The sequence below is a fragment of the Oceaniovalibus sp. ACAM 378 genome (genome assembly GCF_008085915.1).
Taxonomy (GTDB): domain Bacteria; phylum Pseudomonadota; class Alphaproteobacteria; order Rhodobacterales; family Rhodobacteraceae; genus Oceaniglobus.
Window position 1 is genome coordinate 33,588 of sequence record NZ_VSJK01000008.1, and the last position, 12,266, is coordinate 45,853.

Here is a 12,266-nt window from a genome sequence, read left to right on the forward strand (position 1 = left end):
CCGCCCGGAGCCTGCATTGGCCTTAACGGTTGCGGATCGTCTCGATGCCCGCACGGACGCGGTCAATGGCATCCTGGCCCCAGCGGTCGGCAAGTGCTGTAAACACGGCATCGGTCGATTTCTCGGCAAAGGCCTCGCGGTCGGGATCTTCGATGATCGTCACTTTTCCGGATGCAGCGATTTCTGTAAGCATTTCGCGTTCGGCACGCTGCTGAAGCAGTGTCATTCTGGCCGCGGCGGCGTTGGCCTCTTCCAGCAGGATGCGCTGATGGGCGGGATCAAGCTTGGCCATCGTGTTCTTGTTGATCAAAAGCATGTTGTTCTGCAGCATGTGCCGGGACATCACGACATATTTTTGAACTTCGTAGAACTTGCGCGCAAAGATGGTCGGGATCGGATTTTCCTGTCCGTCAACCGTGCCCTGCTGAAGCGCTGTATAGACGTCGCTGAACGGAATCGGGGTCGGTGCGGCGCCGATACCGCGGATCATTTCCACCCAGACCGGAGATTCCGGCACGCGGATCTTCAGCCCCTCCATGTCGGCGGGCGTGCGCACTTCCTTGTCCGAGAAGGTGAAGTTGCGCCAGCCCCAGTACCAGATCTTGGTCAGCGGGATGATGTTGTGCTTTTCCTCCAACTCATCAAAGGCGGGCTGCATCGCCTCGCCGGTGATGATCGCCTGCGCCTCGTCCCAGTCACGCCACAGGAACGGCGTACTGGGGATTTCCAGCGCCGGAACCAGGGTACTTGTCGCGGGCATTGATGCGCCGGTGATGTCGAGAACACCGTCGCGCACCTGCTGGACAAGTTCGACTTCCTTGCCAAGCTGTTCGCCCGGAAAAATCTGCATTTTGACTTCACCACCGGTCCGCTCTTCGACCCGTGCGGCGAATTCATCATAGAGTTGGCTCGAATATTCACCGGGAATATTCGGATGTCCGAAACGCAGCACGGTTTCGGCATGAACAGCGCCCGCAGTCAGCAGCAGTGTTGCAGCCGCCAAGGCCGTTTTGATCCCATGGTTACAGTTCATTGTATCCTCCCCGATGAAAATCGGTCCGTGGCGAATACGCTGCACAGACCAGAGGGGCCAAGCCCGCTCCATCAGAGCTTATTTAGCCGATTCCGCAAAAACAATTGACCAGATCGACAGAAGACAACAACGCTCTTGTGTGAAACATACAAAGACTATTCAAAGCTTGGCCGGTTGACCTCCACGCCCCGCTTGCGGCGCACTGACCGCGTCTGCCGGGCTTCGGACACCGCGCCAGAACACCCATGGCCGGAGTTCTGTATTAACCCTACAAGTCCGGTATCGGAGCGCAGACACGCCACGCGGCGGCTGCGAAACAGGAGTTGCTGTCATGGTAGAGCCAGAAACATTTGAGTTCCTTGCAGATCTTGCAGCGAACAACCGCAAGGCTTGGATGGACGAGCACCGCGATGAGCGGGACGACGCCCTGCGCAATTTTACGGGCATCGCGATGACTCTGCACGACTATGCCGACCGTTTCGATCATGTCGTGGCCGATGCGAAGATCAAACCAAAGCAAAGCTTTACCAAGTTCTTTCAGGATCCGCGTGACCGGATCGGACGTGCCCTGTACCGCGCGGACGTGGATGTATTTGCCAATGCCGGTCATCCGTCCGAGGATTTCGGATACTACCTGCATATCGAACCGGGAAATTGCCATGCAGGTGCCGCGCTGTTCAAACCGTCCAAAGAGGCGCTCGCACGGTTGCGCAAGCGTCTGGTCGATGATCCACAGGGATTAAAGGCGGTATTGACCGACCCCGAGTTCAAATCGACCTTCCCAGACGGTTTGGTCACTCGCAAGGCGTTGGGCGCTGTGCCGGACGGATTTGAAGCTGGCGGTCCTGTTGATCCCTATCTGAAAATGGTCGGTCTGGGGTGTCGCAAAGACTTGCCGGACGCCCTCCTGCTCGACGACGACGTGATTGATCTGCTGGTCGAGATCTTTCGCCCTGCCAGCCAGCTGGTGCGCTACTTCGACTGAAGACCTGCGAGAAAAAGATCGCTAGCGGGAGGTGTCGTCTGGTGAGGGGGCTGTGTCCGATGATTTCATCAGCACTCCGGCAATGCAGGCCATGATCAGCCTGTCTGGCGCTTTGCTGAACCGTCGGTGAAACCCCGCAGGCTCTAGTTCATAACTCCGGCTTGATGGTTGGCGGTCTGCCGCTCCTTTGCCTTGGCTTTTCGTTCATGCGCCAGCGTGCTCAGGCCGAAATCGTCAAGAATCGCATAGATCGCCGGAAGCACGAAAAGCACCACAAGGCTGGCAGCCAGCAGGCCATAGACAAGGCTGGCCACAAGGGGGATCAAGATCTGCGCCTGAAGGCTTGTCTCGGTCAGGATCGGCAAAAGCCCGGCTGCGGTGGTTGTGGTTGTCAGAAAAATTGCACGAAATCGCGCCCGGGCCGCTTTTGAGGCGGCCTCTGCCACGGTTTCCGAGCCTTCGCTTTCGCGTTTCACAAAATCGACCAGCAGGATCGAGTTATTTACGACCACACCGGCAAGCGCGACAAACCCCAGCATGCTGGGCATCGAAAAATCCAATCCCATCGCCATATGGCCAAAGATTGAACCGACCAGCGATAAGGGGATCACCAGCATCACCACGATTGGTTCGACATAGGAGCGGAACAGAAAACTGAGCAGCAGGAAAACCCCGAGCAGACCGATCAGAAAGCCTTTCAGCATCGATTGCTGGGTTTTGGCCGCTTCGGCGCGCTGGCCCTCCACATCCAGTATAATCCCGTGGTAACGGTCCAGCAGATCCGGCAGAAACCGGGTCATCGTATCGCTGACGATGGCATTTGCATTGGCGGTTCGGGTGTCGATCGTGCCCTGTATGGTCACGGTCCGCATGCCGTTTTCGCGGTTGATCCGACTGACCCCCTGTCCAATGGCCACATCCGCCACAAGATCAATCGGAATCGAGGTGCCATCGGCGCGGGTCACCAGAAAATCGTCAAACGCGCGATAGCTGCCCTGATCCGCGCTGGCGAATTGGGCCGTCACTTCGACGACGCGGCCATCGATCTGAATCTCGCTGATCGTGGTGCCGTAATAGGCCGCGCGCAACTGGTCGGCCAGAACCGCAGCCGTGATCCCCATCGGTCCTGCCGCATCCCTCAGGGTGACCTGCAATTCGCGTTTGCCCGCCCGCAGATCGTCCAGAACCGAGGTCACTCCGTCATAGCGCCACAGCCAGTCCTGCAACTCCAGCGATGCCGCCTTCAGCATGTCCAGATCATCGCCCTTGAGACGCATATCAATCGCAATGCCGGCGGGGCCGATGGTGCTTTCGGCATAATTCAGGCTGATCACATCCGGCACCGAACCCACGGCGGCGCGCCAGTCCGCCATGATCGCATCGGGGCGACTGTTACGCTCGGCTGAGGGCAGCAAATCGGCGCTGACCGTGGCCACATGCGCGCCGGTTTCGAACGCATCACGGTTCACGCCGTATGTCACGCTGACATGTCGGATCAGGTCTGCGCCTTCGGGCTGTTCGGGCGAAAGGCGGGTGTTGACCTCGACCAATCCCCGCTCAAGTTCGGCGACTACGCTTTGCGTCCGCGACAGCGGGGTTCCCTGCGGCAATAACACCCGCGCGACGATGGTATCGCCGTCCAACTCGGGAAATGCGGTGAATTTCAGGTATCCGCCCGCGATCATGCTGACGGACACCAGAAAAACCGCAATGCTCAACCCGGTGACGGCATATCGCCACCGAATGGCCGCATCCGCCACCGGGCCGACAATCCGGTCACGGGTCCAATTCATACCGGCCTCGACTCGGGCGCGGACACCTTTGTCGCTTTGGGGCTGTTCCAGACTGCGGATCAGGTGGTGCGGCAGAATCAGGAACGCTTCGATCAAAGACACCAACAACACGAACAGCATCACCACAGGCACGACGCGCAGCACCGCGCCCAGATCACCCGACAAAAACGCCAGCGAGCCAAAGATCATCGCAGTCGTTCCGAATGACGCCAGCACATTGGGAAACACCTGCGCGGCGCCCTCGACGGCGGCGTCCATTGCGCTGCGGCCCTTTTCGCGCAGGCGGGAAATGTTTTCGGCAATGACGATGGCATCGTCCATCAACAATCCGATGACGATCAACAGGCCCAGCGTTGTCATCAGGTTCAGCGAATAGCCAACCAGCCCCATCAGTGCGACGCCGCCCATGAACGAAACCGGCAGGCCCATCGCCACCCAGAACGAAAAGCGAAAGCCGAAGAACAGCCAGAGCACCGCAAACACCAGCGCCAGACCCTGCAACCCGTTCACCACAACCAGCGTCAGGCGTTCGCGCACAACCGACGCCCCGTCCGCCGTGATTTCCATGACGACACCCGGCGGGGCCTGTGCCCGTTCGGCTGCCAGAAACGCTTGCAAGGCATCAATGATGCGCAGGCTGTCTTCGGCGCGGGTCTTGGTGATGTCCAGTATTGCGGCGGGACGACCATCAAACTCGATCACGTCATCGTCCAGGGCAAACTGTTCGCTGACCTCGGCAATGTCGCCCAGCCGCACTTGCCCGCCTTGCGCGGACGAGCGGACAATCAGGCCTTCCAGTTCCGCAACGCTGCGCCGTTCTTCGGCAATCCGGATCAGCAGGCTTTCCGATGACGTGTCCAGCGTTCCTGCGGGCAAATCCAGACTGCCCGCGCCAACCACCCGTGCGATATCGGACACCGAGACTCCAAACCGCCGCAAAGCTTCGGGGCGCAGGTTGATATGCAGCTCGAGCGTCGAGAACCCCCGCATATCCACCTTGGGAATACCGCCCCAACGCAACATGCGCGTGCGAATTTGGTCTGCGTATGCCTCAAGCTCGGGCCGGGAGGTCGGGCCGGTGATTGCAACCGAGGCGACAAAATCGGTCAGCCCCAGCGGCTTGACCCGCGCGGTTTCCGCCCGCGCAGGGAAATCGGTGATCGCGTCAATCTCGGACTTTACATCGGCCACGAACGCCTGAAAATCGTCGCCTTCGCGCATTGTAACTTCGGCCCGGGCCAAATTTTCGCGCGCTTCGCAGGATTGATGATCAACCCCCGTCACCGCATCCAGCGCCGACTCGATCCGCAAACAAATCGCGCTTTCCACGTCTTCGGGGCGCGCACCCGGATAGGGCACCGTGATTTCCACCTGACTGGGGGTCGCGCGCGGAAAAGTTTCGCGCAAAAGGGTAGGGGCCACGAACAGGCCCGCGCTCAGGAACAGGACCATCAGAAGGTTGGCAATGGTCGCGTGCCCTGCAAAGAACCGGATCATTTGGCAAGGTCCGCCATCAGCGCATCGTCCAGAATGGCGGTGAGCAGCATCCCCTGAATGACCGGACTGAGGTCGCTCACGATAACCTGTTGGCCCTCGGTCAGCCCTTCGGCGATCAAAACCCGCGCATCCTGAACCAGATAGGGCGTGACCGGTACCGTCGCCAGCCGATTGTCCGCGTCAACAACCAGCACTTCGCCATTGTGCAATGCGCTGCGCGGAATAACCATGCCCCGCACCGGCGCTGCGGTTAACGCGACCTCAACGAACATGCCTTTGGTCAGCGGCGGGCGGGTGCCGGGCTCGGCCCCGGAATAGGCTGATTCAACCTGCACAATCACTCCGAGCGTTCCGGCCTGCGGATCAATCGTGTCGCTGATACGGTCCACACGGGCGTCCCAGATCAGTGTGTCCTGACCAAGCGAAAGCCGCACCTCCGCCACCAGCCCGAGTTGGCGCAAGACCTCTTTTATCAAGGTTGGGTCGCCGGAAAACAGGCTGGCATCAGGATTGTTGAAATGCATCAGGTCGCGCATGGCGGCGAGCGAAACCTGCGCTTCCACTTCGGCCATCCTGACACCGTTCAACACCGCTGCGGTCTGACCGGCACGCACATATTGGCCGGTTTCCACAGATGTCGTCGCCACGCGGGCCGCAAAGGGCAGTTTCAGCTCTGTGCGGGCAAGGTTCAGCGACGCTGTTTCCAAACTCGCCCGATAGACGGCAATCTGTTCCTGCTGCACCTCTCTCTGGGTTGGCACAAGGGCAAGCGTACTTTGAATTGAAAGCACTTTTTGACGCTGCGCCAGAACCCCGCTGCGCACGGTATCCAAGGCGCTTTGCGAAACGGTGCCGCCGGAAAACAGCGTTTCAACACGCGCAAGGTCGCCTTGCTTCAATTGAAGTGCTTCGGTTTCAATCGAGAGTGCGGCGCTTTGGTTGGCCTGCGACACGGCCAGTTCGGCCAATCTGGCCTCTGCTGCACGGATGTTGGCCTTGGCCTGTGCAATCGCCAGATTGAAATCGACCGGCGACAGGCGCAAAATGATGGCGCCCGCAGGCAAGATCGCGCCTTTGCGAAGGTCCGGATTGACATAGTCGGCAGTGCCGCTCACTTGCGCAATCGCCTCGAAGGTGCGCGCGGGGCTGACCAGTCCAAAACCTGTAATCTCGGGGGTGATCGCGCGTTCCCGGGCGGAAATGACCCGCACCGTTGTCGCCCGTTCCGTCAGCGGGGTCTGAGTGGGCGGCGCGCTTGTCAACACGACAAAGGCGAGCGCCCCGGCACCGATGGCCGCCACGGGCAGGGTGATGAACAACAGTTTGAACCCGGCCTTCATCCCCGTGTCTCCTGCTGCGAAAAGGCGGAAAGTTGCAGATCAAGCAACCGGTCGCCATCCCGGAGCAATACGGTCGGATCACGCGAAACCAATGACCTCAGTATCAGGCTCTGGATGAGTCCCATGATCAATGCAGCCACATCGCTTGGCGCGGTGTCACGGCGCAGCAAGCCGTCTTTTTGCGATTGAACAATCATCTCAACCATCGCTTGCTGAAACCGCCCCATATTCGCGTGGATTTCCTGTCTGACAGCCTCCTGCGCCACCGTTCGATCGCGCATCAACATGATTTCGGGCAGTGCCGGAGTGTCATGCACCAGCCGTAACTGCCCCAGAGCCAAATGGCGCAACTGCTCCAGCGGTGTTGCCGCTTCGGCCCGCGCGTTTGCGATATTGTCCGCGATCCGTGCGCCGAGGGTCCGCGTAATGGACTGCCAAAGCTCTGTCTTATTGGGGAAATGTTTGTAAATTGCGGGCTGCGTCATGCCCAGACGTTCGGCGATCATTGTCGTCGTGACCTGCGCTGGCCCATGCTCGTAAGCCAGCGCCAGCGTCGCGCTTTCAATCTCGGCCTTGCGGTCTTCTGCGGATTTGCGAACCCTCATTCAGGCCGCCCGGCCCGAAAAAGCGCCAGTGCAATCGCCGCCCAGACAACAAACCGAAAGGCCAGAGCGCCAACGGTGCGCATCTCGAACCCTATGCCCTGCGACACCTGATACCCAAAGACCATCGCCACACCCGCCGTCGCCACCGCGATGAAAACCGACAGACCCAGCGCCCAATCGCGCATCATCCAGATGCCAAAAGCGGTAACGAGATAGGCAAATCCAGCCAGAAAGTTGAACCACACGACAAAAGGAACAATGGCGCCCGCGGCCTTCTGCGCTTGCGTTGGCCCGAACAGCACGCTGCCGCCGGAAAACACTGTCAGCACACCGAAGACCGCCGCGAGAACAGCAACTGCCATCATCCATTTGGGGCGTCTGCCTGAGGTGTTATCCAGATTTTTCATCGAGATTTCCTTTCTCGCAAAGATGAGATCAGCTCTTTTTAGTTATAGCGATATAACTATGAGCGTGGCAAGAAAATTCAACGGCAAGATACGGGTTTGCGCGATAGACAGGGCAGTCGGGCCGTTCGTTAAGCGCACAAAGAGCGGCTGACTCACAACTGGCGGATCTTGGCGAATGGGGTGTGGGGACGGGGTACGCGTGCAGCAGGTCACTGCCGGCACGCGGGTTCGCCAGTGGTGATCGGGTGCAGCCGATGGGCGTTATCCCCGTTCGGGTCGCTGGACCAGTGGTCCGTCAGAGCTGCGGCAGGCTTTGTCCGGTCGGCGCGAAGACCCCGCGCAAAAGGAGGGATCTCGCTGATTTCCGCGTCACGTCGTGAAATCGTTCAGAGGTTTTTGCTGGACGGCACGCAAGGCCGCGCTGTCGGTGCGGCGCTGTGAAGAGGGCGGGTGATCGCCGCAGCCAATGACGCTGCGCGGTCACTCCAAATCACATAACCGCGCCAATCTGCCAGGGCACAAACTCGACCCCGCCAAAGCCCAGTTGTTCGCTTTTCGTCTGCTCTCCCGAAGCGACGCGGATAAACAGTTCGAACATCTCGCGCCCCTTGTCTTCCAGACTCGCACCCTCATTGATGATGTCGCCACAGTTGACGTCCATGTCATCGGCCATGCGGCGATACATTTCCGAGTTGGTGGCGACCTTGATGCCGGGCGTCGGCATATAGCCCGATACCGACCCGCGTCCGGTGGTGAATACGATCAGGTTCGCGCCCGATGCGATCTGTCCGGTGACCGAGCAGGGATCGAATCCGGGGCTGTCCATGAAGACGAACCCCTTTTTATCGATCTTTTCGGCGAACAGATAGACTTCGCTCAGGGGTGCACTGCCGCTTTTGGCGACGGCACCCAGCGATTTTTCAAGGATCGTCGTCAGCCCGCCACGCTTGTTGCCGGGGCTGGGGTTGTTGTCCATCTCGCCAAGGTTGCGGGCGGTGTAATCCTCCCACCAACGGACGCGGTCGATCAGCTTTTCGCCCACTTCGGCCGAGATGGCACGGCGGGTCAGCAGATGTTCGGCGCCGTAGATTTCCGAGGTTTCCGACAGGATCGTCGTACCTCCGTGACGCACCACAAGGTCGGACGCCACGCCAAGTGCCGGGTTCGCCGTGATGCCGGAATAGCCGTCAGAACCGCCGCATTGCATCCCCACCATCAGCTCGGAAACCGGCGCGGGTTTGCGGGTTGCGGTGTTTGCCATCTCGGCAATGCCGCGCAACTCTTCCAGCCCTTTCGCAATTGTCTTGCGCGTGCCGCCCTCGTGCTGGATCGTCATGTAACGCAACGCGCCATCGGCACGGATCGGGCGGCCCCCCACAAGGGCGGACACCTGCATCACCTCACACCCAAGACCGATCAGAAGGATGCCGCCGAAATTCGGGTGCTGGGCATACCCCGCCAGTGTCCGGAACAACGTGGCATAGCCCTCATTTTCGCCGGACATGCCACAGCCGGTGCCATGGGTGATCGGCACGATCCCGTCAATATTGGGAAAGTCATCCAGAAGCCCCGATTTTTCAGCGGCTTCGGCAATGAATTTGGCGACCGAGCCTGAGCAGTTCACCGAAGTCAGGATGCCAAGGTAGTTGCGGGTGCCGACACGTCCGTCAGCGCGGTGATAGCCGTCGAAGGTTCGCTTATCGGTGGCGGGCTCCAGCGGTCTCGCCTCGCTGGCGTAAGCATAGTCGCGGGTGTGTTCGCCCATTCCGAGGTTCTGCACATGCACATGTTCGCCGAGGGCAATGTCACGGGTCGCCTGACCGATGATCTGACCATAGCGCAATACGTTCTGCCCGGCCCGGATCGGTGCCACGGCGATCTTGTGGCCCTGTCCCACCGATTGCAGCAGCGTTGTGCCAGCAGGGCCGCAGACCTCGCCTGCCGGAAGGTCGGCCAATGCGATCGCGACATTGTCTTGCGGGTGCAGGGTCAGAATGCGGGGTTTATCGGCCATCAGAGTCTCTCCTCTGGCCGGCAACCGGCCGTTTCAGCACATTGAGGACTAGATTGACTTGGCCTTTCTGTCAACTAACATGCCAGTTGGAGGCGTGAATATGCCCAACCCGACGCTGGCACTGTATATAGACAGACTTGAGGGGCCTCTGGGCCAGCGGATCTATGCTGCGCTGCGCAACGCCATTCTGGATATTACGTTCGAGCCGGGAATGATCCTGCGAAAAGGCGCGCTTTGCGAGCAGTTGGGTGTGTCCCGTTCGCCGGTGTCCGAGGCCCTGGGGCGGCTGTCGTCCGATGGGCTGGTCGATATCATCCCGCAATCCGCCACCCGGGTTTCACAGTTTTCGTTGGTCGAGCTGCGCGAAGAAAGCTTCCTGCGCGAGGCGGTCGAGGTTGCAGCGGTGGTCAAGGTTGCCGCGGAGCGCACCGAGGATCAGCTGACCCGCCTGACGCGCAACCTGCGGCTTCAGGAGTTGTTGATTGACGACAAGGATTTTCAGGGCTTTTTCGAAGCAGACGTCGAGTTTCACGAATTGATCCTGGGGTTTACCGGGTTTCCCAAAGTTGTCGCAGCCGCCGGGCAGATGTCGCTGCAACTGCGCCGTGCCCGGATGCTTTTGTTGCCAGAAGAGGGCCGCCCGGCCGAGGCTCTGGCGGAACATCACTCGATCCTGAACGCCATTCGCGCCAAAGACCCTGCCGCCGCGGGGCAGGCCGTTTCAATGCATCTGGGCCAGTTGATTGAACGTATCGTTCCGTTACAGCGCCAACATCCCGGATATTTTCGCCCGAGCTGAGGAGACTGAACATGCTTCGTAACATCCCCCCCATCCTGTCGCCCGATCTTTTGTGGACATTGCGTGCCATGGGGCACGGCGACGAGATTGTCATAGTCGACGCCAATTTCCCCGGAACTGCCATGGGCAGTCGGTGTCACCGGCTTGACGGACTCAGCGCAACAGATGTGATGCAGGCCGTTCTGTCGGTGCTCCCGTTGGACAGTTTCGTGCCCGACCCTGCACTGGTGATGGAGGTTGTCGGTGATCCGGACGCCACTCCACCTGTGGTGGTCGAATTTCAGAATATCATCACCGAATGCGCCGATAACCCCGCGACTCTCGGAAAACTTGAGCGGTTCAGCTTTTACGAACGCGCCAAGACCGCCTTTGCCATCGTGCAGACTGGCGAAACGCGGCTCTATGGCAATATTATTCTGAAGAAAGGCGTGATCGGCGCGTGATTATCGCCGTTCATCAACATTTCTGGCGCACCGGGCGGTGACACGCCGCGGGCCTGTCTTTCAGATCACCGCGCGTTCAACAATCGGCCGATCCGCCAGAACCCGGTCAATGTGGAATTCCGACAGGTCCAGCGTGCGGTATGCCCCATGGGTCAGCCATTCGGCCGTGCCGCGCCCCATCGCCGGAGCTTGCTGCAGCCCGTGGCCGGAAAACCCCGACAGGGACAGGAAATTGGCCACATCGGGGTGCGGTCCGGCAATGGCGTTGCGATCAAAAACGTTCATCGCATAGTGTCCGGCCCATTCCTGGGTCACCCGCACTGCATCAAACTGCGGGATACGGGTGGCGATGGCGGGCCAGACGTGATCCTGCCACAGGGCATGGTCCATGGTGAAATCATCGAAATCCACGCTTGGGTCGGGGATGGAATGGCCGCCGGCCATATAGGTGCCGCCGCCGTTTTCGCGCACATGCACCCCCGACGGATCAATGGTCAGCGGCAGATCGCGGTCCAGCGGGCGTTCGGCGCGAAAGATCCAGGTGAACCGTTTGCGCGCCTCGACGGGCACGGCAATCCCGGCCATGGCGGCGGTCCTTGCGGCGCGCGGGCCGGTGGCATTGACCATCGCGCCACAGGCAATCACCTGACCGTCGGTCAGGGTCACGCTGTCGACCCGGTTGCCCGCAGGGTTGCGGGTGATCGCCGCAACTTCGCCGGTAATATACTCGACGCCGCGTTCCCGGGATTGGCGACGGAACCAGTCAAACACCGTGGCGCCGTCGAAATACCCCTCGTTCACTGTGTTGATTGACCCCAGCAGAATATCATCGACGTTATAGAACGGATAGTCGCGCAGGATATCCTCGGGTGACAACAGGCGGGTGGCGGCCCCTGCGGCCTGTTGAACCGCGCAGTTGGCGCGCAGCGTGGCGGCAAATCCCTCATTATCGGCCAGATAGAGATAGCCGAAGTTGCGGATCGACAGATGCGGAACCCGTGTGTCTCCTCCCATGCGGGCGCGCAGGTTCGTCACGAAATCGGCGGCGAATTGCGATATCCGCACGTTCAACCCGGTGGAATACTGCTGGCGCATGCAGGAATTCGTATGCGTCGTCGAACAGGTGGCATAGGTCGGATCACGCTCGATCACGAGAACCGACCCGTCAAAGGTGCTGTCGTCGGTCAGAAACCACGCGGTGGATGCGCCCATGATCGCACCGCCAATGATCACCACGTCGTAACTGCGCCTTGCCGGTCTTGTCATGCCACGCCTCCGCTTTTGTCGCACCCTTTCGTCAATTTCTGGCAAAGGCAAGATCGCCGGTGCCGTACCCGTTGCGAGCCTTGC

At 60.0% G+C, this 12,266-nt stretch carries 10 protein-coding genes; 3 read left to right on the forward strand and 7 right to left on the reverse strand.

Annotation, left to right across the window (positions count from 1 at the left end):
- Positions 1-22: 22 nt before the first annotated feature.
- Positions 23-1,033 carry a TRAP transporter substrate-binding protein gene (locus FQ320_RS12080; RefSeq protein WP_148472571.1) on the reverse strand — a complete coding sequence of 337 codons (1,011 nt, stop codon included), beginning with the start codon at positions 1,031-1,033 and terminating at the stop codon, positions 23-25.
- 331 nt (positions 1,034-1,364) lie between these two features.
- Here FQ320_RS12080 and FQ320_RS12085 point away from each other — a divergent pair, with 331 nt between their 5' ends.
- Positions 1,365-2,018 (forward strand): DUF2461 family protein, encoded by a 654-nt coding sequence (locus FQ320_RS12085; RefSeq protein WP_148472573.1) that lies wholly within the window; start codon positions 1,365-1,367, stop codon positions 2,016-2,018.
- 143 nt (positions 2,019-2,161) lie between these two features.
- Here the strand turns inward: FQ320_RS12085 and FQ320_RS12090 are convergent, their stop codons facing one another.
- The 5 genes from FQ320_RS12090 to FQ320_RS12110 form a co-directional block, all read right to left on the reverse strand.
- Entirely contained in the window at positions 2,162-5,308 is a 3,147-nt protein-coding gene (locus FQ320_RS12090; protein WP_148472575.1) for an efflux RND transporter permease subunit, read from the reverse strand.
- Positions 5,305-6,648, reverse strand: a complete 1,344-nt coding sequence (locus tag FQ320_RS12095) for an efflux RND transporter periplasmic adaptor subunit (protein WP_148472577.1) — start codon at positions 6,646-6,648, stop codon at positions 5,305-5,307. The genes FQ320_RS12090 and FQ320_RS12095 overlap by 4 nt, the downstream gene beginning before the upstream one ends.
- Complete coding sequence (locus FQ320_RS12100; protein WP_148472579.1) at positions 6,645-7,253, reverse strand: TetR/AcrR family transcriptional regulator; 609 nt, start codon at positions 7,251-7,253, stop codon at positions 6,645-6,647. The genes FQ320_RS12095 and FQ320_RS12100 overlap by 4 nt, the downstream gene beginning before the upstream one ends.
- On the reverse strand, positions 7,250-7,660 hold the full coding sequence (locus FQ320_RS12105; protein WP_187393881.1) for a hypothetical protein: 411 nt from the start codon (positions 7,658-7,660) through the stop codon (positions 7,250-7,252). Before FQ320_RS12105 ends, FQ320_RS12100 begins: the two co-directional genes overlap by 4 nt.
- Positions 7,661-8,150: 490 nt before the next feature.
- Positions 8,151-9,674: a UxaA family hydrolase gene (locus FQ320_RS12110; protein WP_148472581.1), complete on the reverse strand. Its 1,524-nt coding sequence runs from the start codon at positions 9,672-9,674 to the stop codon at positions 8,151-8,153.
- A 100-nt stretch (positions 9,675-9,774) separates the two neighbouring features.
- Between FQ320_RS12110 and FQ320_RS12115 the strand changes: the two genes are divergently transcribed.
- Positions 9,775-10,473 (forward strand): GntR family transcriptional regulator, encoded by a 699-nt coding sequence (locus FQ320_RS12115; RefSeq protein ID WP_148472583.1) that lies wholly within the window; start codon positions 9,775-9,777, stop codon positions 10,471-10,473.
- 11 nt (positions 10,474-10,484) lie between these two features.
- On the forward strand, positions 10,485-10,916 hold the full coding sequence (locus FQ320_RS12120; protein WP_148472585.1) for an RbsD/FucU family protein: 432 nt from the start codon (positions 10,485-10,487) through the stop codon (positions 10,914-10,916).
- Positions 10,917-10,976: 60 nt separating this feature from the next.
- Here the strand turns inward: FQ320_RS12120 and FQ320_RS12125 are convergent, their stop codons facing one another.
- A complete protein-coding gene (locus FQ320_RS12125; protein WP_148472587.1) occupies positions 10,977-12,182 on the reverse strand; it encodes an FAD-binding oxidoreductase in 1,206 nt (401 codons plus the stop codon).
- Positions 12,183-12,266 lie beyond the last annotated feature (84 nt).